General features: G+C 69.6%; 20 protein-coding genes. 15 read left to right on the forward strand and 5 right to left on the reverse strand.

Annotated elements, in window-relative coordinates; genetic code table 11:
* Nucleotides 1-59: 59 nt before the first annotated feature.
* From EL340_RS00385 to EL340_RS00395, 3 genes are all read left to right on the forward strand, one after another.
* A complete protein-coding gene (locus EL340_RS00385; protein WP_126412948.1) occupies nucleotides 60-1,556 on the forward strand; it encodes an amidohydrolase family protein in 1,497 nt (498 codons plus the stop codon).
* 2 nt (nucleotides 1,557-1,558) lie between these two features.
* Nucleotides 1,559-3,397, forward strand: coding sequence for a DUF885 domain-containing protein (locus EL340_RS00390; protein ID WP_126412949.1), 1,839 nt, complete (start codon nucleotides 1,559-1,561; stop codon nucleotides 3,395-3,397).
* A 220-nt stretch (nucleotides 3,398-3,617) separates the two neighbouring features.
* A complete protein-coding gene (locus EL340_RS00395; RefSeq protein ID WP_126412950.1) occupies nucleotides 3,618-4,250 on the forward strand; it encodes an aldo/keto reductase in 633 nt (210 codons plus the stop codon).
* Here EL340_RS00395 and EL340_RS00400 read toward each other — a convergent pair.
* Genes EL340_RS00400 through EL340_RS00410 form a run of 3 tightly spaced genes read right to left on the reverse strand, consistent with a single transcriptional unit; the run spans nucleotide 4,239 to nucleotide 7,537 of the window.
* Nucleotides 4,239-5,423 carry an ABC transporter permease gene (locus EL340_RS00400; RefSeq protein WP_164719321.1) on the reverse strand — a complete coding sequence of 395 codons (1,185 nt, stop codon included), beginning with the start codon at nucleotides 5,421-5,423 and terminating at the stop codon, nucleotides 4,239-4,241. The genes EL340_RS00395 and EL340_RS00400 overlap by 12 nt on opposite strands.
* Complete coding sequence (locus tag EL340_RS00405; protein ID WP_126412951.1) at nucleotides 5,410-6,552, reverse strand: ABC transporter permease; 1,143 nt, start codon at nucleotides 6,550-6,552, stop codon at nucleotides 5,410-5,412. The genes EL340_RS00400 and EL340_RS00405 overlap by 14 nt, the downstream gene beginning before the upstream one ends.
* Before the next feature lies 1 nt (nucleotide 6,553).
* Nucleotides 6,554-7,537, reverse strand: a complete 984-nt coding sequence (locus tag EL340_RS00410; RefSeq protein WP_126412952.1) for an ABC transporter ATP-binding protein — start codon at nucleotides 7,535-7,537, stop codon at nucleotides 6,554-6,556.
* Between the two features lie 193 nt (nucleotides 7,538-7,730).
* Between EL340_RS00410 and EL340_RS00415 the strand changes: the two genes are divergently transcribed.
* From EL340_RS00415 to EL340_RS00430, 4 genes are all read left to right on the forward strand, one after another.
* Nucleotides 7,731-8,867 (forward strand): sensor histidine kinase, encoded by a 1,137-nt coding sequence (locus tag EL340_RS00415; RefSeq protein WP_232023144.1) that lies wholly within the window; start codon nucleotides 7,731-7,733, stop codon nucleotides 8,865-8,867.
* The gene (locus EL340_RS00420; RefSeq protein WP_126412954.1) at nucleotides 8,864-9,538 is read left to right on the forward strand and encodes a response regulator; all 675 of its coding nucleotides are present in this window, start codon (nucleotides 8,864-8,866) and stop codon (nucleotides 9,536-9,538) included. Before EL340_RS00415 ends, EL340_RS00420 begins: the two co-directional genes overlap by 4 nt.
* A gap of 80 nt (nucleotides 9,539-9,618) precedes the next feature.
* Entirely contained in the window at nucleotides 9,619-9,900 is a 282-nt protein-coding gene (locus tag EL340_RS00425; protein WP_126412955.1) for a type II toxin-antitoxin system RelB/DinJ family antitoxin, read from the forward strand.
* Entirely contained in the window at nucleotides 9,900-10,121 is a 222-nt protein-coding gene (locus tag EL340_RS00430; protein ID WP_232023145.1) for a type II toxin-antitoxin system RelE/ParE family toxin, read from the forward strand. The genes EL340_RS00425 and EL340_RS00430 overlap by 1 nt, the downstream gene beginning before the upstream one ends.
* Here the strand turns inward: EL340_RS00430 and EL340_RS15700 are convergent.
* Nucleotides 10,082-10,693: a flavodoxin family protein gene (locus EL340_RS15700; protein WP_269471639.1), complete on the reverse strand. Its 612-nt coding sequence runs from the start codon at nucleotides 10,691-10,693 to the stop codon at nucleotides 10,082-10,084. The two genes, EL340_RS00430 and EL340_RS15700, sit on opposite strands and share 40 nt — an antisense overlap.
* Nucleotides 10,694-10,789: 96 nt before the next feature.
* On the opposite strand from EL340_RS15700, the gene EL340_RS00440 reads away from it, so the two are divergent.
* Together EL340_RS00440 and EL340_RS00445 are read left to right on the forward strand one after the other, a co-directional pair.
* Nucleotides 10,790-11,056 carry a hypothetical protein gene (locus EL340_RS00440; protein WP_197722324.1) on the forward strand — a complete coding sequence of 89 codons (267 nt, stop codon included), beginning with the start codon at nucleotides 10,790-10,792 and terminating at the stop codon, nucleotides 11,054-11,056.
* Between the two features lie 62 nt (nucleotides 11,057-11,118).
* On the forward strand, nucleotides 11,119-11,616 hold the full coding sequence (locus EL340_RS00445; protein WP_232023147.1) for a zinc ribbon domain-containing protein: 498 nt from the start codon (nucleotides 11,119-11,121) through the stop codon (nucleotides 11,614-11,616).
* 725 nt (nucleotides 11,617-12,341) lie between these two features.
* Here the strand turns inward: EL340_RS00445 and EL340_RS00450 are convergent.
* Nucleotides 12,342-13,358: an alpha/beta hydrolase fold domain-containing protein gene (locus EL340_RS00450; RefSeq protein ID WP_126412957.1), complete on the reverse strand. Its 1,017-nt coding sequence runs from the start codon at nucleotides 13,356-13,358 to the stop codon at nucleotides 12,342-12,344.
* Nucleotides 13,359-13,552: 194 nt separating this feature from the next.
* Here EL340_RS00450 and EL340_RS00455 point away from each other — a divergent pair, with 194 nt between their 5' ends.
* The 6 genes from EL340_RS00455 (at nucleotide 13,553) to EL340_RS00480 (ending at nucleotide 19,492) form a co-directional block, all read left to right on the forward strand.
* The gene (locus tag EL340_RS00455; RefSeq protein ID WP_197722325.1) at nucleotides 13,553-16,057 is read left to right on the forward strand and encodes a glycoside hydrolase family 3 protein; all 2,505 of its coding nucleotides are present in this window, start codon (nucleotides 13,553-13,555) and stop codon (nucleotides 16,055-16,057) included.
* 48 nt (nucleotides 16,058-16,105) lie between these two features.
* A complete protein-coding gene (locus EL340_RS00460; protein ID WP_126412958.1) occupies nucleotides 16,106-16,375 on the forward strand; it encodes a type II toxin-antitoxin system prevent-host-death family antitoxin in 270 nt (89 codons plus the stop codon).
* Nucleotides 16,365-16,682, forward strand: coding sequence for a type II toxin-antitoxin system RelE/ParE family toxin (locus EL340_RS00465; protein WP_126412959.1), 318 nt, complete (start codon nucleotides 16,365-16,367; stop codon nucleotides 16,680-16,682). The genes EL340_RS00460 and EL340_RS00465 overlap by 11 nt, the downstream gene beginning before the upstream one ends.
* 97 nt (nucleotides 16,683-16,779) lie before the next feature.
* Nucleotides 16,780-17,559, forward strand: a complete 780-nt coding sequence (locus EL340_RS00470; protein ID WP_126412960.1) for a carboxymuconolactone decarboxylase family protein — start codon at nucleotides 16,780-16,782, stop codon at nucleotides 17,557-17,559.
* A gap of 228 nt (nucleotides 17,560-17,787) precedes the next feature.
* Nucleotides 17,788-18,564, forward strand: coding sequence for an SDR family NAD(P)-dependent oxidoreductase (locus tag EL340_RS00475; protein ID WP_232023148.1), 777 nt, complete (start codon nucleotides 17,788-17,790; stop codon nucleotides 18,562-18,564).
* A 145-nt stretch (nucleotides 18,565-18,709) separates the two neighbouring features.
* Entirely contained in the window at nucleotides 18,710-19,492 is a 783-nt protein-coding gene (locus tag EL340_RS00480; protein WP_126412962.1) for an alpha/beta hydrolase family protein, read from the forward strand.
* Nucleotides 19,493-19,518: the final 26 nt, after the last annotated feature.

The following is a 19,518-nucleotide window of genomic DNA, read 5'->3' on the forward strand; positions in this document are numbered from 1 at the left end:
CTGAAAGACGGGAACGGCCCGCCCGGCCGAGCCCACCGTACCCCGACCGAGGACCCGCCATGACCGATCAGCCCACCGAGCCCGCCGAGCCCACTGCGTCCGCTGCCCCCGCCGGAGGAGCCGCCCACTGGACCACCCCTCCCACCGACGGCGGTGAGCGCCTCGATGGACGCTCGGCCGCCTTGGTGAGCGCCGACCGGGTCCTCACCGGCCGGCGCGGCCAGGCCGAGGGCAGCCTCGAGACCGTCGGCATCCAGTCCGACATCCACAGCGAGGCGGAGGAGGCCGAGGCTCTCGTGGCCGGCCGGGGCGGGGCCGTCCTCCTGCGAGGACGGGACATCCTGGCCGTCGGGACCTCGGCCGAGCTCGAGGGCCGCCTGAGCGAGCTCCTTCCCGACGTCGACCCCCGTGAGATCAGGCGAGTGGACCTGCCCGGAGCCACTCTCATGCCCGGGCTCATCGAGACCCACGACCACCTGCCCACCTCCGACACCGACGTCGAGTACCCCGACTACGGGCCGCACGAGGTTGCCCGCCTGACCCTCAACGCCGCCCGCGCCGCGCGCGAGCTGCTCAGCGAGGGCGTCACCAGCGTCCAGTCCCTCGGGGCGCGCCACTACGTTGACGTCGCCCTGCGCGACGCCGTCGACGCCGGAGACCTGCGCGGGCCTCGAATCATCGCCTCCGGGCCGCAGATCACCACCACCGGCGGGCACGCCCACCACGCCGGTGGCGCCGCCGACTCCCTGGACGAGATCCGCCACCAGGTCCGCCACCACCACCTCATGGGGGCCGACACGATCAAGGTGATGGCCACCGGCGGCTTCATGACCGGAGGCTCCGCCCCCTGGTTCGCCCAGTTCACCACCGAGGAGCTGCGGGTCCTGTTCGACGAGGCGCACCGCCTGGGCAGGTGGACGGCCGCCCACGCCCACGGCACCCAGGGCATCGAGCGGGCCGTGCGCGCCGGGGTGGACTACATCGCCCACGCCTCCTTCGTCTCGGCGGCCGGGCGCACCGAGTTCGACCCCCACCTGGCCGACGAGATGGCGCGCGCAGGCGTCTACGTCGACTGCACGATCGTGGCGGGCCTGCCCGGCATCATCGCGGCCGACCCCGCCTTCGCCCCGCCCGCCCGCCAGCTGTGGGAGCACGGGGTGCGGATCGTCGCCGGCCACGACGCCGGCATCCCCGCCTCCCCGCAGCGCGCCTACGTCGGTGGGCTGAGGGCCCTGGAGGCCGTGGGACTGCCCCGCACCGAGGTGCTGCTGGCCGCCACCTCCCGGGCCGCCGCCGCCATCGGACGCGCCGGCGTCACCGGGGTGCTGGCCCCCGGCTTCGAGGCCGACCTCATCGCCGTGGCCGGGGACCCGCGCCAGGACCTGGCCGTCCTGCACGACCTGCGCCTGGTGGTGGCCCGCGGACGCGAGTTCCGCCCCGACCGGGTCGAGGGCCTGGCCGCCTCCGAGCCACCCACCGAGGAGGCCGGACCCGCCGCGACCCTGGCCGAGTGGCGCGAGCGCAGCGCCCGCGCCGCCCGCCACCCGGAGGTGTGAGCGTGCGCTCCCGGGAGGCCGGGGACGCCTGGGGATCGGCGAGCACCCGGCTGATCGACCTGGCCGACGACTACGCCCGCCTCCTGGCCGCGCAGGACCCTGTGGCGGCCGAGGCCACCGGCCTGCCCAGCCGTGCGCTCCTGCCGGAGGTCGGCCCCGAGGCTCTGGCTGAGAGGAGCGTCGTCGAGCGCAGGCTGCGCCAGCTCGTTCGCGAGGTCGAGGCGCCCCGGTCCGCGAGTGCACCCGGAGCCAGGGGCGACGACGCCGGAGACGATGACACGCACAACGCTGCTCCCCGGACCAGCGCCTCTCGGAACGGCGACCCGTGGGACGCAGCGCCCCGGGCGGTGCGGGTCCTGCGCGCCCACCTGCTCGACCGCCTGGAGACCTCCATCGAGCTCATTGACTCCGGTGACCAGGGCGCCGAGCTCAACATCCTCACCTCGGCCTTCCAACGCGTGAACCGCCGGCTCACCGCCCTGCCATCCGGGCCTGGCGGTCCGGGCCGGGCCGCGCCGGACTGGGCGGGCCTGACCGCCAGGTACCGCGCCGCGCCCCGAGCCCTCGCGGGCATTCGAGACTCCCTGGCGTCCAGCGCCGCCCAGGGCGTCACGCCTCCCCGCGGCCAGGTCGAGGCCGTCGCCCGGCAGACCGACGAGCTGGCGCGCCTCATGACCTCCCGAGCCCACGGCGACCTGGGCGGCTACCCCACCGCGCCGGAGGACGCCCTGGCACGAGACCTTCACAGCGCCGCCGCCGACGCCGCCCGGGCCGCCGCCGACCTGGGCGTCTACCTGCGCCGTGAGCTGTCCCGGCTCACCTCACCGCGCGAGGGCGTGGGGCTACAGCGCCACGCCCGCTGGGTGCGGCGCATGCTTGGCACCTCCTTCGACGCCGCCGAGGTCTACCAGTGGGCGCGCCAGGAGCTGGCCGACGTCGTCGCCGCCCAGGACGCCCTGGCCGCCGAGGTCCTCGGGCCCGGAGCCCGAGCCACCGACCTCGACGCCCACCTGCGCGCCGATCCCGGCACCGGGATGAGCCCCGAGGACTTCCCGCGCTGGGCCAAGGAGGTGGCTGACGAAGCCTGGGACACCGTCGTCGGCCGCCTGCTCGACGTGCCCGGCGACCTGGGCCGCCCGGGGGTCCTGCTCGATGCTCCTGGCGGCGGTGTCCACTACGAGGAGCCCGACCCCGTCCGCGGGCTTCCCGGCAGGGTCCTGCGCTCCTTCGCCGCCGGTGATGAGACGGTCTGGCCCTGGGCGGAGCGCACGACGGTCCTGCACGAGTCGGTTCCTGGGCACCACGCCCACTCCGGCGCCCAGAGCCTCGATGACTCCCTGACCACCTGGCAGCGGCACCTGGGGAAGGTCCCCGGATGCAACGAGGGCTGGGCCCTGTACGCCGAGAGGCTCGCGCTCGAGACCGGGCTGCTGAGCGAGCCGGCCGACCGCTTCGGCTGGCTGGCGGCGAGGCGCTGGCGGATCGTGAGGATCCTGATCGACCTCGGCGTCCACTCCTGGCTCCCGGTACCGGACGAGATCGCCTCCCTGCCCGGCGCCAGCGGCAGCGCACAGTGGGACCGGCCCACGGTCGAGGCGGTGCTGCGCGCCCATACGGTCCTGGGGGAGGGCTTCATCCAGTTCGAGGTGGACAAGCAGCTGGGATGGCCGGCCCAGGGCCTGTCCTACGTGCTCGGCGAGCGGGTGTGGCTGGAGGGACGCTCCCGGGCCCGGCACCGGGCCCGAGCGGCGGGGGAGGAGCTCGACCTGCGGGCCTTCCACAACTGCGGCATCGGCCTGGGCAGCGTGGGCCTGGACCTCCTGGCCGGCGAGCTCACCTGAACCGGCAGGGTCCTGGTGGGACCTGCCGGGGCCTGACAGGGCCACCCAGGGCCGGGATCGTGCGGAGCAGGCCGTGGTAGCGTCGAAAACGAGCGCCCGGTGAGGCTGCGGTGAGGCCGGTCCTCTCCTGTCGTCTCCCGCGGGCCTCCACGAGGTGCGGTCGCGGCTGCCGTCGATGCCGTCGTCGGCAGCCGGGAGCCGCTCGATCCTGAAAGGACAGATGATGGAGTACACCCAGCTCGGCACCACGGACATCACCATCCCCAGGCTGTGCGTCGGAGGGATGAGCTTCGGCAAGGTCTTCCCGGACTTCCACCAGTGGGTCATCGACCAGGAGGCCACCCAGGCCGTCATCGCCCGAGCCCTGGAGAAGGGCGTCAACTTCATCGACACCGCCAACGTCTACGCCTACGGCACGAGCGAGGAGTTCATCGGGACCTCGCTGAAGAACCTCGGTGTCAGGCGCGAGGACGTGGTGCTGGCCTCCAAGGTCTACTTCAACGAGGGGCACCTGTCGCGCGCGGCCATCGAGCGCGAGACCGACATGCCCATCATCGAGCGCGTCGCCTCTGTCGCCGAGCGTCACGGGGCGCCCATGTCCGACGTCGCCTTGGCCTGGCTGTGGGCCAAGGGCGTGGCCGCCCCCATCGTCGGCTGCTCGCGTCCGAGCCGCCTCGACGACGCCGTGCGGGCCCTCGACCTGAGGCTCACCGAGGAGGAGGTCGCCTTCCTCGAGGAGCCCTACCGGGCCCACGAGCTCGTGGGCCCGCTGGCCCGCCCCGGGGAGGGCGTGCTGCCCGGCTCGACGACCGATCGGGTGACGTCGACCGGGCAGGACGCCTCACAGCGATGACCTCGCCCGGCTGCGGCCCACGGCCATGGCGACGGCGAAGATCGCGACGGCGAACAGGGCGCAGATCCCGCAGTTGACGAGCAGGGAGCCGATGACATCCGCGGACATCGAGGTGGCGGTGTAGGCCCCGGAGATCGCCTGGTCCGCCCAGTACCCGGGCGTGAGCCTGGCGACTTGGGCGACGGCGTCGGGCAGCCACTCGACGGGAACCCAGGCTCCGGCCAGGAAGGACAGCGCCATGCCGCCGATATTGGCGATGGCGTTGGCCGCGTTCTGGCCCAGGCCGATCTGCCCCATGAGGAACCCCACCGAGACCGCCACGAGCATGTAGGCGCCCAGGGCCGCCCCGACCACGCCCAGGAGCGGAGCCGAGGTCGTCACGGCGTCGGCCCCGAAGGCCGCGACCCCCAGACCGAAGATCCACAGCCACCCGACGGCGCCGGCGATGAGGCACGCCCCCAGCAGCCCGAGGTTTCGGGTCCTGCCGCTGACCGGGGCGGCGTCGAGGCGGGAGCGGACCGCGCGGCGCCCCAGCGACGTCATGAGCGTCGAGATGGTGACGATTGCGAAGGCCAGGAGCGGGTAGAAGGAGAACCTGGCGTAGACGACGAGGTTGTGTGGCAGGGGAGTCGTGTCCTGGGCGATCCGCTCGGCCGCGGCGGAGTGGTCCATCGTGTCCTTGGCCAGGGCGACGGCGCGTGCCGGGTCGTCGGTGAGCGTCGACAGGTAGTCGGCGACCTGCCTCGTGTAGGAGCCAGTGCGCACGTCCATCAGCGCCCCCGAGGCCGACTCGTAGCTGATGACCGTGTCCATCCGGGGAGGCTCGGCGCCCTGGCGTGCGGCCTGCTGAAGGTCTTGCCCGTAGCCGGCGGGGATGATGAGGACGTAGTTGACGCGGTTCTGCGCGATGGCGTCCTGGATGTCCTGCCTGGAGTCCTCAAGCGGCTGAACCTTGCCGACGGACTCGACGTAGTCCCTGATCCCGTGGGAGACCGCGGAGTCGTCGCGGTCAATGACGGCCACGCTGGCCGTAGCTTTCGTGACCTGGCTGGAGTAGTCCTCGGACCGGGCCACCCCGGTCAGCAGACCGAACAGGGACATCACCACCAGGTAGATGAGGACGTAGGCCCGGTGGGCGGCCACGATTCTCAGACACGTCTTAAAGGTGCTCATGGTTCATCCTCCGGGCACGGATCAGGGCAATGGTCAGGAACAGGCAGGTCATGCCCAGCAGGGCCGCGCAGCTGCGGGCGAAGGGCGTCAGGGAGTCGTAGTAGAGCAGCCCGTAGAAGCAGCGGGCCGCCTGCCACAGGGGGTTGGCCTGCGCCAGCAGCGGGACGTTGCGCTCCACACTGGTGGCCAGTGACTGGGCCGCGGGCCCGTACAGGCCGGTGAACAGCGACAGCAGGGAGCTGATCCCGGAGAGTGGACCGACGCCCAGGCGCCCGATCGTCCCCAGGGCGGCGCCGGCGGCACTGGACATGAGGCTGCACACCCCGATCGCCACCAGGCACAGGAGCACGTGAGGGCCGAAGTCCACGCCCACCACCGTGGCCATGAAGACGAAGGCGACGAGCAGGCAGCCCAGGACGCACACCCAGGAGGCCGCGAGCGTGGCCGTGAGGACCTTCCACCGCGGCAGACCCGCCATGGTGTGCCGCGCCCCCAGTGGTGAGGTGGCCATGATGCCCTGGACCGCGACCAGCGCGACGGTCGCCCCCATGCCGCAGGCGAAGGCCAGCAGTGAGAAGTAGTACTGCGTCTCGGGCTTGACCGGGGCCGGCGTCACCGAGATCGAGCGGGTGAAGGAGCGCTCGGCCTGGAGCGCGGCCACCTGCTCCGGAGGCGTCCCGGCCTTGAGGATGACCTCGTGCTCGGCCCGCCTCTGAGTGTAGGAGTCCATGACCACCCGCAGGACCCGGGTCGTCTCGGCCTCGTTGCCCTTCTGGGTCACGTGCAGCACGGGCTCGCCGTCCTCGACGGCCAGGTAGCCGTTGGTGTCCCCCCGCTTCGCGGCGGCCTCGGCCTCGGAGGCGGTCGGGTGGGTGACCTTGGTGATGAGGTGGGGGTCGGCGTCGTCGGAGGAGATCTGCTCGACGACGGCGTCCAGCCCGGGAGCCTCCCGGTAGGCCTCGTCCTGGACGACGCCGAAGCTCATGGGCGTGGCCTCGTAGGCCTTGTCCAGGTTGGAGAACATCGCCATGAAGATGAGGGACAGGACGACCGGGAAGCCGAGCGTCCACACGAGCAGGACCCGATCGCGCAGGAGCCGGAGCACCTGGTAGGAGAAGACGGTCAGCATCTCAGGCCGCCTCGTCGCGTAGGGCCCGCCCGGTGATCTCCAGGAAGACGTCGTTGAGGGTCGGGGGCTCTGAGGTCACACGGCCGCAGGTCACTCCCGCCTCGTCCAGCGCCCGCATGACGTCGGAGAGGTTGTGCGAACCGGAGGAGCACTCGACGGTGACCTCTCCCTCCCGATAGGTCACCGTGCGCACGTGCTCCAGGCGCCGCAGCGTCTCCAGGACCTCCTCGCCCAGGGGGACGGGGTCGACGATCCCGACCCGGATCCGCTCGCCGATGCCGATCATCGCCTTGAGCTCATCGGAGGTCCCGGCCGCCACCTGCCGGCCGGAGTCCATGATGACGATCCGGTCGCACAGCTGCTCCACCTCCTCCATGTAGTGGCTCGTGTAGATGATCGTGGCGCCGCGCTCGTTGAGCCGCTTGATGCCGTCCAGGATGGCGCTCCGGCTCTGCGGGTCGACGGCGACCGTGGGCTCGTCGAGGATGATGAGGTCGGGGCCGTGGGCGATCCCGCAGGCGATGTTGAGGCGGCGCAGCAGGCCGCCGGAGAGCTTCCTGGGCTTGAACCTCACGAATTTCTCCAGGCCCACGAAGGCGATCGCCTCGGCCACCAGGCGGCGCCGCTCGGCGCGGTCGCGCACGTAGAGGGCGCAGAAGGCGTTGACGTTCTCCGCCACGGTCAGCTCATCGAAGACGGCCACGTCCTGGGGCACCACGCCGATACGGCGCTTGAGCCCGTAGGCGGTGGGAGTCATTGGCTCACCGAAGACGCGGATCGAGCCCTTGTCATAGGTGAGCAGCTGGAGGATGCAGCTGATCGTCGTCGTCTTGCCCGAGCCGTTGGGGCCGAGCAGCCCCAGCACCTGCCCGCGCGGGATCCTCAGCGACAGCCCGTCGACCGCGACGAGCTCCCCGTAGCGCTTGACCAGGGACTCGACCTCCACGGCCTGGCCGGTGTCCCCGTCCTTGTCCTTCACTGTCATCGTGGCTCCTCTTCTCGTCCGCCGGTGTCTGCCGGCTCATGACTCCCATGCTCCTGCGGGAGCAGCCGGCTCAGAAGTGCCCGCTGTCATGACCTGGACGGGCAGCCATGACTTCTGTCATGAGACTTGCAAGCAGGGTCACCGAAGCGGCTTGCCGGCTTCATGTGCTGCCGCGATCGTCGATAATCGAGGCGTGAAGGTCCTGGTCGACAAAGGCGTGATCCTGTGCGGCTGCCTCCTGCTGGCCCTGCTCGCCGGGGAGGCGGACGCGGCCGGTGTGGTCTGGCTGCTCGCGGCCGTGACCGTCGGAGCACTGAGCACGCTCACCGATCAGCACCGCTGGGTCGTCGCCGTCCCGGCCGCCTACCTCCTGCTCGGAACCCTCACGACGGCCTCCGTGCCCGGGGCCCCGCTGGTCGCCTACGCCCTGTCCCGCCTCGCCGCCGTCGGGTCCCGGAGGCAGCGGGTAGCGGCGGTCATCAGCTGTGTGCCCTTCCTGGTGGTCCTGGGAAGGCGGGCGCTGGGAGCACCCGCGGTGGCCCTGGCTCTGCTCGTCTGCGCGCTCGCGGCCCTCCTGGCGCTGCGCACCGCACAGGAGGAGGAGACGCGCAGGAGCCTGCACACCGTGCGAGACGACCTGCGTGAGAAGGTCCTGACCCTGCAGGACACGAACGCCCAGCTGCTCCAGGCCCAGGACCACGAGCTGCGCGCCGCCGCCCTGTCCGAGCGCACCAGGATCGCCCGGGAGATCCACGACGGCGTCGGGCACCTGCTCACCCGCCTCCTGCTGCAGGTCAAGGCCCTGCAGGTCACCCACCGGGGCGAGCCGGGCGTCGTCGCCGACCTCGCCTCCCTGGATGCGGGCCTCGATGAGGCCCTGGCCTCCATGCGCCGCTCCGTCCACGCCCTGTCCGACGAGGGCGAGGAGCTGGCCACCTCCCTCAACCTGCTGGGCTCACGGTGCGGCATTGACGCCGTGAGCATCGACTGCTCCACCGACGTCGAGCCGCCGCCGGCCGTGGCGCGCTGCGTCGTCGCCGTCGTGCGCGAGGCCCTCACCAACGCCGCCCGCCACGGTCGGGCCCGCTCGGCCCGCGTGACGGTCACCGACTACCCTGCGTTCTGGCAGGTCACGGTCGACAATGACGGCATCGTCCCCGCCGAGGGTGAGCCGGCCGTCGATGGTGGCGCGAGCTCGGGCATGGGCCTGCGCTCCATGACCGAGCGGGTCGAGGCCCTGGGCGGCAGGGTCCGGATCACGCCGCGGCCGCGGTTCACGGTCTTCGCCACGATCCCCAGGAACCAGGCAGACAGGGAAGGAACATCATGAAGGTCCTCATCGTCGACGACGACGCCCTCGTCGCCCAGTCCCTGTCCACGATCCTGTCGGTCGAGGACGACGTCGACGTCGTCGGCCTGGGCGGCTCGGGGCCGGAGGCCATCGAGCGGTACCGGGAGCTGGACCCCGACATCCTCCTCATGGACATCCAGATGCCCGGAGGCGACGGGCTCAGCGCGGCCGAGCAGATCCTGGCCGAGGACGCAGGAGCGCGCATCGTCTTCCTCACCACCTTCTCCGACGAGGAGTACATCGTGCGGGCCCTCAAGATGGGGTCGCGCGGCTACCTCATCAAGCAGGACGTCGCCCAGGTGGCCCCGGCGCTGCGCTCGGTCATGGCCGGGGTGTGCGTGCTGGAGGGGGAGGTGCTTGAGCGCAGCGCCACCATGGGGCTGAGCGCCCGGTCGAGTCAGCAGGGTCAGGAGCAGCCGGGTGGTAGCCGTGGGAACCTGCGGAGGACCGCCTTCGCGGCCCTGACCGACCGCGAGTACGAGGTGGTCGAGGCCGTGGCCGAGGGGCTGGACAACGCCGAGACGGCGGCGCGGCTGTTCATGAGCGAGGGCACGGTGCGCAACCACATCAGCTCGATCCTGGCCAAGCTGGGCCTGCGCAACCGCACCCAGGTCGCGGTCATGTACTACCGCTCCGCCCAGGCCGGGTAGAGGGGCCCGTTGACGTATCGGCGTCGCCGTGTCTCATTGTGATACTTCGTGTTACCCTCACCTGGAGGGAGGAGGACGCGATGTCGACTGCTATGGAGAATCTCAACGTCAAGATCGACGCCGAGGACAAGCGCCTGTTCGTTGAGCTCGCTCATCGGATGGGGACGACCCCCTCCAACGCCGTACGTATGTTCGTGCGTGCGTTCAATGACTTCCAGGGCTTCCCCTTCGACACCTCTCGCCCTTACGGCATGAGTGCTGAGGCGCGCCGTGCCTACGAAGAGGCCGACGCGGCTATCGCCGCAGGTACCGCCAAGCGCTATCGCAGTGTTGCTGACCTGCGCAAAGACCTGGATCTGTGATGCTCGAGATCGTCATCTCGAACAAGTGCAAGAAGGACCTTAAGCGAGCGAAGAAGCGTGGTCTTGACCTGAGTGCATTCTTCGCCGTCGTTGAGATGCTTCAGCGCCAGGAGACGTTGCCCGCCCGCTACCGTGACCATGCGCTCACGGCGGACCGACCTTGTAGGCAAGCCCGGGATGGTCACAGGTTCTCGGCGAAGAAGGGCCCGACGATTCGCTGACGCAGGGCCGGGATGCTGTGGGCGCCGTCGGCGATGCCGAGCAGCGGCATCCGGTATACGTCAGTGAGCCGTTCGATCGTCGTGTGCATGACCTCGGTGACGGCCGGGCCGGGCCCGGAGCCCTGGAAGAAGAAGGCCAGGGGAGTCCCGGCGATATGCTCGGCGGGCTCGTCGTTCATCCGCTCGATGAGGGTCTTGAGGGCACCGGTCATGCCGTGCCAGTAGACCGGAGTGCCCCACACGAGCACGTCCGCCGCGCACACGCGCTCCCAGACCCGGGGCCACTGATCCCGGGCAGCGATGAGCCGCGAGAGTGGATGGCGTAGTCGATGAGGTGGAGCGTCTCGTAGCCGGTTCCTGCCAGAAGCCTGTCTGCCATGGCGGTCGTGTTGCCGTCGCGCTTGGAGGAGGCGTTGACGAACAGAATCATGAGTGTCCTTTCGACGCAGCCGGGCCAAGGGCAACGGTAGCCGCTGCCCCTCAAGCGACGAGTTCGACCGGTGTTCTGTACAGGCGTCTCCTGCCAAGCCAGCGGCGGGGGATGACTCTCCCTGGTTCTGCAGATTCCTCACTTCGAGTCCTGCAAACTCCTCACTACAGCACCTGCAAATTCCCTACTAGCTGTATGAGGTCATGAGGTTGTCGTCGTAGGGTGTGGGGGCAGCCGCATGAGTCACCGCGGCAGTGAGCCGGCAGCGATGACGAAGGCGAGGAGCGACGTCGCCCGCCGAATCCGCGCCCTGCGTGTGGACACTGTGGCCCCGGCGCCGCTGTGGCGCCTGACCGCCCTCATGACGGAGCGGTTCCCCGGACAGGTGCTGACCTCTCAGATGCTCACCGACTCCGAGGTGGAGGCCGGGGTCGTCGACGGCGATCTCGACCTGGGCATCAGCCTGCGGCCGCTGCCGATTTTGCTTTCGGACGGCGAGCGTTGAGGCCCAGTGATATCGGCGCAACAACATGTTGCTCGACGCCGGGGTCGGGCCGTGGTTTCCTGATGAAGATGGCTGTGCAGAGGGCCACGAAAAAGAAAGGGATCAGCATGAGTATCGGAGAGGTCATTAGCGCAGCCCGGGAGGCTCAAGGGATGACTCAGAGCGACCTGGCGGGCAAGGTCCTTGTCACCCGCCAAGCCGTCTCGAGGTGGGAGACCGGAGTCACGACTCCGGGCGTCGACATGTGCAAGCTCCTCGCCGGTGCGCTCGATGTTCCGGTCACACGGCTTCTGGAGATGCCTCCGGAGCCGTGCTGTCAGAGCTGCGCTCTCCCCTTGGGTAAGGATGCGGATTATGGCGCCGAGTCCGATGGCACGAAGTCGGAGGAGTACTGCACCTGGTGCTATCCGGACGGGTCCTTCGCCGGAGAGGAGTCGCTCGATGCCTTCATTGAGCACACTGCCCCTTATGTGGCTGAGGGGATCGGCATCTCTCAGGACGAAGCCGTCTCCTACCTGGCTGTCGTCCTACCAACCCTCAAGCGGTGGGCTCCCCGGTGACGGGACGGGCGAGATCGCGGCGAGCTGTTCGGCAGTCAGTGGTGATGGGTGCCGGTCGTCCCTGGGGCGTGTTGCGGGAGTCTGTGACGAGCTGAGTACCTTGGTGCGGCCCTTCAGTCGCTGATCGGGGTGTTGCGCTCAGGTGATATGTCGCCATCTGAGGTGTATGTCCCGAAACCGCAGGAGCTGAGCCGTGGTCAGGTTGAGCTGGGCTTGATCCGTGCCGGCTCAGATGGCTGGATGTGAGCAGGCGTCACATCGCCACGGCGTCCTCACCGAAACCCCTGCTGAGGATAGAAACGTCGACGGGTATCTGGGTTGATCGTTGGTTCCCGGAGAAGTTGTGAAGGTGGCGTGCGGTGGGACTCGCATGCTGAATGTGTCCGTCTGGGACGACTTTGACTGAACGGTTCAGGTGGCGTGTTTGCGTTTGCGCAGGTCAGAGCCTTTTCGGCTCGGAGGTGAGAGCAGACCGGGTCTCAAAGTCGTCCCTGGTGGACACCAGCCGCCTTACCGAGGCCGTAACGGGCCGCTGTTCCTACTGGCAACCACCACGACAGGCTCCGCGAGTAAGCCTCATGCTCTCAGTCGGCAGTTAGGTCAGCGGTGGCTCGTAGGCCATCTGGTCTCCCTTGTGCGTGCTCGGTCCATCTGACATCGTCGCACGTCCCGTGTGACGGCGATTACCGCCATACTTTACCGCCAGTGGCGGTAATCGAGCGCGGTCAGGCCAGCTCCCCGGTGATGAGGCGGGCCAGGTCGCGGCGGGCCCGGTGGCCCTCGGGGGTGGGGAACATCGGGTAGACGTGGTTGAGGCTCTCGCCGACGTGCAGCGTCGAGTCGACCCCGGCCTCCAGGAGCTTGGCGTGGAAGAGCGCGTTGTCCGGCAGGAAGATCTCCCGGGTCCCCACGAAGGTCGTCACCTTCCGCAGGCCCGACAGCTCACCGTAGATGGGGGAGAGGTGCCAGTCCGTCAACGGGGTCTCGCCTGCCCAGGACCGGCCGATCTCGGCGAGGGGCTCAGGCGCCATGAGCGGGTCGGCGTCGACGTAGTCGGAGATATCCGGGTTGGCGTTGGTGATGTCGACCCAGGGTGAGATAAGCGCGAGCTCGTCGGGCTGGGCGTCGCCGGCCTCGGCCAGGGACAGGGCGATGACCGCCGCCAGGCCCCCACCGGCGCTGTCACCCATGAGGATGATCCGCTTGCCCGGGTTCTCGGCGACCGTGCGCCGGTAGAGGTCCAGCACCAGCCGGTGCGCCTCCTTCCACGTGTGGTGGGGCGTCAGCGGGTAGAGCGGCATGATGAACTCCGCCCCCGTCCTGCGGGCGAGATGGTCCACGAGCCAGGCGTGCGCCGAGGCCGCCGTCTGGATGTACCCACCGCCGTGGAGGTAGATGACGATCGTGTTCGACGGCGTGCGCCCACGGACGTAGTAGACGGGCATCCCCTCGTCCTCGCGCCGCTGAAGGTCGTAGAAGATGCGGCCCCAGGCGGGGAAGGCGACGGCGCGGCGGGGCTCGGGACGGCTGGCCAGGCGAGCGATCCGGTTAGTGATCGACATGTGGGTGTACGCCATCTTGACCGGCCGGGTGCCGTACTCCGCGAGGGTCGCCGCGGCCGAGCGCCGGTAGCGTTTGCGCGAGTAGGCGCTGAAGGCTCCCAGCGCCAGGCTCGTGCCCGCGATGCCGAGGGCGGTCTTCAGGGTCGTGCTCCGACCGGTCTTCCGGGACTTGCGGCTCATCATCATTCCTCCACGTCACCGGGCGCCGGACGTCGTGTAGCAACGCCTCCGAATCCGGTGCCCTCGGCGTCTATCGTAGGTCGTGGAGCCCCGCGATGACGGGGCAGACCCTGCCCTTCCGCTCAGTGCGGAGAGGCATACCCGGATCCCCAGCCTCGCCTCCGGCGCCAGCCCTGACAAGGAGACAATGCGGCATGGAAACCTACGAGACCGACCACCTCGATATCGTCCGCGCCCTGGCGCCCGAGTGCATGGTGCTGCTGCGCTCCGACGGCGCCTTCCCCCTGGCAGGACCCGGCGAGATCGCCCTGTTCGGCTCCGGCGCCCGCCGCACCGTCAAGGGCGGCACCGGCAGCGGCGACGTCAACTCCCGCCACGTCACCACCATCGAGGAGGGCCTGGAGGCGGCCGGTTTCACCGTCGTGACCAAGCCCTGGCTGGACGCCTACGACCGCGTCCACGACCAGGCCCACCAGGACTTCATCGCCGGTATCAGGGCCGAGGCCGCCGAACGAGACGTGCCCGCCATCATGATCGGCATGGGCTCGGTCATGGCCGAGCCCGAGCACGAGATCCCCCTCGACGTCGAGACCGACGTCGACCCCCAGACGGCTGTCTACGTCCTGGCCCGCACCTCCGGCGAGGGCAGTGACCGTACCCCCGACGCCGGCGACCTCAGGCTCACCGCCTCCGAGATCCGTGACATCCGCGCCCTGAGCAAGCGCTTCGAGCGCTTCCTGCTCGTCCTCAACGTGGGCGGCGTCGTCGACCTCAGTACGCTGGGGGACGTCACCAACATCCTCCTGCTCTCCCAGCTCGGCGCGACCATCGGCGACGCCTTCACCGACGTCCTCCTGGGGCGGGCCTACCCTTCCGGCAAGCTGGCCACCACCTGGGCCGCCTGGGACGAGGCCGAGCAGATCGGCGACTTCGGCGACCCCGACGACACCCGCTACCGAGAGGGCGTCTACGTCGGCTACCGTTTCTACGACTCGATCGGCAAGGAACCGCTCTTCCCCTTCGGGTTCGGTCTGGGCTACACGACCTTCGACCTCCGCACCCACCAGGTGAGCCTCGACGGGGCGCGCGTGAGCATCGACGTCGACGTCACCAATACCGGTTCCCATCCCGGCAAGGAGACCGTCCAGGTATATGCCGCTGTTCCGCCCGGCCGCCTCGACCAGCCGCTCCAGGCGCTGGCCGGCTTTACCAAGACCGGTCAGATCGCCCCGAGGGAGACGGCGCGCGTCACCGTGGACGTCGACCTGACCGACCTGGCCTCCTACGACGAGGCCGCCCACGCCACCGTCCTGGAGGCCGGTCGCTACCTGCTGCGGGTGGGGACCTCCAGCCGGCACCTGAGCCCCGTCGCCGTCGTCGGGCTCGGCGAGGACGCGATCGTGCGCCGCCTGACCGGAGACCTGGGCGAGCCCGGCTTCACCGACTGGAGGCCCGAGACCCCGGCGGCCCTCGACATCCCGGCAGACCTGCCGGTGCTCGCCGTCGACCCGGCCCGCCTGCGCCTGCCCGACCGCGCTGAGCCCGCCAGCGCCGCCGACCTCGACGAGGCACTCGCCCTGGCCCGGACCCTGTCCGACGACGAGCTCATCCACACCGTCCTGGGCGACTACCGCAGCGGCGAGGAGTCAGGCTCCATCATCGGGGCGGCCTCCACCACCGTCGTCGGCGCGGCGGGCCAGTCAACCACCCGCATCGCCGGGGTGCCCAGCATCATCATGGCCGACGGGCCCGCCGGCCTGCGCCTGGCCCCCACCTACGGCGTCGACGCCGAGGGTTCCTTCTCCCTGGGTGACTCCAGCCTGCCGGCCACCTTCCTCGAGCTCATGGACGACGCCGGACGCGAGGTCCTGGGCATCGCGGACGAGCCCGAGCCCCGCGAACCCGCTGAGATCCGCGAGCAGTACGCCACGGCCATCCCCATCGGCACCGCGCTCGCCCAGTCCTGGAACCCGGTGCTGGCCGAGCGGCTCGGCGACGTCGTGGGGGCCGAGATGGAGCGCTTCAGCGTCCACCTCTGGCTCGCCCCGGCCTTCAACCTGCACCGATCCGTCCTGTGCGGACGCAACTTCGAGTACCTCTCCGAGGACCCGCTGCTGGCCGGGCGCATCGCCGCCGCCATCACCCGAGGCGTCCAGTCCCACCCCGGGCGGGGCGTGACCATCAAGCACCTGGCCTGCAACAACCAGGAGACCAACCGTCTCAACTCCAACAGCCGGGTCAGCCCGCGCGCCCTGCGGGACCACTACCTGCGCCCCTTTGAGATCTGCGTGCGTCGGGCCCGTCCCGCCGCCGTCATGACCTCCTACAACCTCATCAACGGCGTCCACACCTCCGAGTCCGCCCAGCTGCTCGAGGTCATCCTGCGTCAGGAGTGGGGCTTCGACGGCCTGGTCATGACCGACTGGGTCGTCGACGGCATGACCCACAGCGACATGAAGCACCCGCGTGCCACCGCCGCCGCCACCGTCAAGGCCGGTAACGAGCTCTTCATGCCCGGAGGCGAGCCGGACCGCCAGAACCTCCTGGCCGCCCTGCGCCGGGGGAGTGAGAACCTCGGGGCGGCCGGCCGGCCCGAGCAGTCCGACGACGCCGTGAGCCTGACGCGCACCGAGCTCGAGACGCAGGCCGCCCGCGTCATCCGCATGGCCCGGAGGCTTGCCGTGAGCCCGGCATCTTGATCCTCATGCTGTACAATTAATCGAAGAATTCGACAGCAGGAGGGTGTCATGCCGACGATCAAGCCAGTGTCCGATCTGAGGAGCTACACGGAGGTTCTCAAGGACGTTGCGGAGGACTCACCTGTTTTCCTCACCAAGAATGGTCATGGTAGATATGTCCTTCTCGACATGAAGGATTACGACCGCATCAAGGCTGGTCATCGTCTGATTCGAGAGGTTGAGATCGGCCGGATCTCTGGTGAGGAGCAAGGGTGGATCAGCGCTGCAGACGTGCGTGCGCACTTTGTCGCACGACGGGCATCGGCTAATGAGTGCTGAGGTCGTCTACTCCGCTGATGCTCTTATCGATCTTGATGAGGCATGGGACTTCACGGTGGAGGCTTCCGGTGACCCGGAATTGGCATTCCAGCAGGTAGATGCCTTGCTTGAGGCGGTTGAAGGGGTTCGGAGCTTTCCGTCGTCCGGGAGCAGGCTGGACGTCGTTGTTGGTATTCCAACAGAGGGCCGCTATGTTGTGGCAGGCCACTTGCTCGCTGTTTACGGCATTGAGGATCACTTCATCCGGGTGGATCGGATCTTCGATACTCGGCAGGACTGGGTTTCTGTGCTCGTCCAGCGCAGCTGAGACGCTGTGTTCTGAGTAGGGGTGCTGGGGTCTGTTGCCCGGGCGGTAGACGTGACATGCTCAGGACAAGCCGCCCGCACATCGTAAGGAGCCCTCCATGGCGCTGACACCCCAGGCACGCGAGACCTTCACCAGGCTGTTCGGGGTGGAGCCCCAACCGCACCCCACGGACCCCGAGCTGTTCGACATCCTCCAGAACGGGATCTTCGACGAGGCCTTCTCCACGGGCGTCCTCACCGACGTCGAGCGCGAGCTGCTCACCGTCACCGTCCTGACCGCCATGCAGACCCTCCCGCAGCTCAAGGCCCACGTGGGTGCCGCCCTCAACATCGGCGCCAGCCCCCTGCAGCTGCGCGAGACCATCTACCAGTGCGCCCCCTACATCGGATTCCCCAAGACCCTCAACGCCATCGGTGTGGCCAACGAGGTCTTCGAGGCGCACGGCATCTCCCTGCCCCTGGAGAACGCCGGCACTGTTGACGCCACCGACCCCAGTGCCCGGGAGCAGGCGGGTGCCGCCATCCAGACCCCGCTGTACGGCAACGAGGTTAGGGAGGTCTTCTCCGCCCTGCCCGAGCCCTTCGATGAGTTCGTGCCCCACCTGCTGACCTCCTGGGCATTCGGCGACTTCGCCACCCGCGGCGGGCTCGACGTCGCCCAGCGCGAGCTCGTCAGCCTCGTGGCCATCGCCGCCATCGGCGCAGCCACCCAGCTGCGCCCGCACGTGGCCGGGGCCATCAAGGCCGGGTCCTCCCGGCAGAAGGTGGCCGCCGCGCTGGTTCAGGTTATGCCCTACATCGGTGGCCCCTACACCCTGTCCGGTCTCGTCCTGGTGGCCAAGTACGACGCGAACGCCTCCTCAGAGGCCTACCGCTGAGAGGCGCCGGCTGATTCCGGGCCTGTCGACGAGATGACATGGTGTGACGGGCAGCACTTTCTCGACTCGACGTCATCTCGCTCAGGTCAACACCGGATTCATCATATGTACTAACAACTCTCTTCCTCGTAGTTTCTTGATCGCCGGGGTGCTCAGCCCTGGCGCCCATACCTCTGGGCCAACCGGCCCGGGAACGACTCAAGAATGACTCAAGGAAGAGAGACGACCATGGACCGCAACTACTTCGACCTGACCGGGCAGGTGGCTCTCGTGACCGGCTGCTCGTCAGGCATCGGCATCCAGATGGCCAAGGCGCTGGCCAGCGCCGGAGCCAATATCGTCGCGGTGGCCCGCCGTGTCGAGCGCGTCGAGGCCGTTGCCAAGGAGATCGCCGACGAGTTCGGGGTCAAGACCCTGGCCCTGCACTGCGACGTGCGCGACACCGTCAGCGTTGAAGCCGCCGTCGATGCCGCCCTGGAGACCTTCGGCCGCCTCGACATCGTGGTCAACAACGCCGGAACCGGCAGCTTCGGCCCCGCCGAGGACCTGACCGACGAGCAGTTCGACACCGAGGTGGACATCGACCTGTACGGCATCTTCCGCGTCTCGCGCGCCGCGGCGAAGAAGGCCATGATCCCCGCCGGCTACGGACGCATCATCAACGTCGCCTCCATGTACGGCATGGTCGGCTCCAACGTCGCCGGCATGGCTGCCTACCACGCCGCCAAGGGCGGCGCCGTCAACCTCACCCGCGCCCTGGCGGCCGAGTGGGCCAAGTACGGCATCACCGTCAACGCCCTGTGTCCCGGCTACTTCTACTCCGAGCTGACCACCGACGTCCTGGACGCCGAGGACACCGGATCGGCCTTCCGCGCCATGATCCCGCTGGACCGCTTCGGCAAGGAGGGCGAGCTCGACACCGCCATCCTGTTCCTGGCCTCGAAGGCCTCCGGCTACGTCGTCGGATCGCCCATCCTCGTCGACGGCGGCTACAGCGCCATCTGAGGGTCTGCTCCGACCGCGTCCTCGCGCGAGAGACGGCCCCGCCCCGGCGGCCCGTCCACCGTGGCTCTCCTGTGCCTCTCCCATGGCTCTACCATGGCTGCCGGGCCGGGCGCCTTCCGCCCGCCCCAGACGGCAAGGAGAACACGTGACGACGACGCAGCCCTACCTCTCACGGCAGGTCACCTTCACCGCCCAGGGGCAGAGGATCGGGGGACTGGCCTACGTCCCATCCGCGGCGGCGTCGGTGCCCGCGCCCCTGGTCATCTGCTGCCACGGCATGGAGGGCTCCCACACCCGCGTCGCCCCCATGGCACGGCGCTTCGCCGCAGCAGGTGCGGTCGCCGTCTGCTTCGACTTCCGCGGGGGCGGCGGCAGCGCCAGCCAGGGCCAGGCCACCGCGATGTCGGCCCTCACTGAGCTGGCCGACCTCGAGGCAGTCCTCACCACAGCCTGCGCCTGGCCGGAGGTGGACGCCTCCCGGGTCGCCCTGTTCGGGCTGAGCCTGGGAGGGGCGGTCGCGGCGCTCGCGGCCGCCCGGCACCCGCAGCGGATCGCCGCCCTGGCCCTGTGGTACCCGGCCCTGCGGCTGGGGGAGAACCTGCGCGCCGCTTTCCGCACCCTGGCGGCCGTGCCCGAGGAGTTCGACTGGGCGGGTACCCGGCTGGGGCGCGCCTACGCCGTCGACGGCTGGAACCTGGAGGTCGGGGCCGAGCTGGCCACCTATCGCCGCCCCGTCCTCATCGTCCACGGGGAGCAGGACCGCTCCGTGCCCATCGAGGTCTCCCGGGCCGCCGTGCGCGCCCTGCCTGACGCCGAGCTCGTCACCATCCCCGGCGCCGCCCACGGGTTCGGGGACGCCAACTGGGAGGAGGCCATGCGCCGCACCACCGACTTCCTGGCGTGGAACGGCGTCCTGGAGGAGGACTGAGCCGCACACCGCACGACTACACCGGA

This window comes from Actinomyces viscosus, assembly GCF_900637975.1.
GTDB lineage: Bacteria > Actinomycetota > Actinomycetes > Actinomycetales > Actinomycetaceae > Actinomyces > Actinomyces viscosus.

Bases quoted from the DNA above. Each gene is read 5' to 3' on its own strand.
- EL340_RS00385 (WP_126412948.1), top strand. From the start codon at position 60: ATGACCGATCAGCCCACCGAGCCCGCCGAGCCCACTGCGTCCGCTGCC.
- EL340_RS00395 (WP_126412950.1), top strand. From the start codon at position 3,618: ATGATGGAGTACACCCAGCTCGGCACCACGGACATCACCATCCCCAGG.
- EL340_RS00400 (WP_164719321.1), bottom strand. From the start codon at position 5,423: ATGAGCACCTTTAAGACGTGTCTGAGAATCGTGGCCGCCCACCGGGCC.
- EL340_RS00405 (WP_126412951.1), bottom strand. From the start codon at position 6,552: ATGCTGACCGTCTTCTCCTACCAGGTGCTCCGGCTCCTGCGCGATCGG.
- EL340_RS00410 (WP_126412952.1), bottom strand. From the start codon at position 7,537: ATGACAGTGAAGGACAAGGACGGGGACACCGGCCAGGCCGTGGAGGTC.
- EL340_RS00420 (WP_126412954.1), top strand. From the start codon at position 8,864: ATGAAGGTCCTCATCGTCGACGACGACGCCCTCGTCGCCCAGTCCCTG.
- EL340_RS00425 (WP_126412955.1), top strand. From the start codon at position 9,619: ATGTCGACTGCTATGGAGAATCTCAACGTCAAGATCGACGCCGAGGAC.
- EL340_RS00430 (WP_232023145.1), top strand. From the start codon at position 9,900: ATGCTCGAGATCGTCATCTCGAACAAGTGCAAGAAGGACCTTAAGCGA.
- EL340_RS00440 (WP_197722324.1), top strand. From the start codon at position 10,790: ATGAGTCACCGCGGCAGTGAGCCGGCAGCGATGACGAAGGCGAGGAGC.
- EL340_RS00445 (WP_232023147.1), top strand. From the start codon at position 11,119: ATGAAGATGGCTGTGCAGAGGGCCACGAAAAAGAAAGGGATCAGCATG.
- EL340_RS00450 (WP_126412957.1), bottom strand. From the start codon at position 13,358: ATGAGCCGCAAGTCCCGGAAGACCGGTCGGAGCACGACCCTGAAGACC.
- EL340_RS00455 (WP_197722325.1), top strand. From the start codon at position 13,553: ATGGAAACCTACGAGACCGACCACCTCGATATCGTCCGCGCCCTGGCG.
- EL340_RS00460 (WP_126412958.1), top strand. From the start codon at position 16,106: ATGCCGACGATCAAGCCAGTGTCCGATCTGAGGAGCTACACGGAGGTT.
- EL340_RS00465 (WP_126412959.1), top strand. From the start codon at position 16,365: ATGAGTGCTGAGGTCGTCTACTCCGCTGATGCTCTTATCGATCTTGAT.
- EL340_RS00470 (WP_126412960.1), top strand. From the start codon at position 16,780: ATGGCGCTGACACCCCAGGCACGCGAGACCTTCACCAGGCTGTTCGGG.
- EL340_RS00475 (WP_232023148.1), top strand. From the start codon at position 17,788: ATGGACCGCAACTACTTCGACCTGACCGGGCAGGTGGCTCTCGTGACC.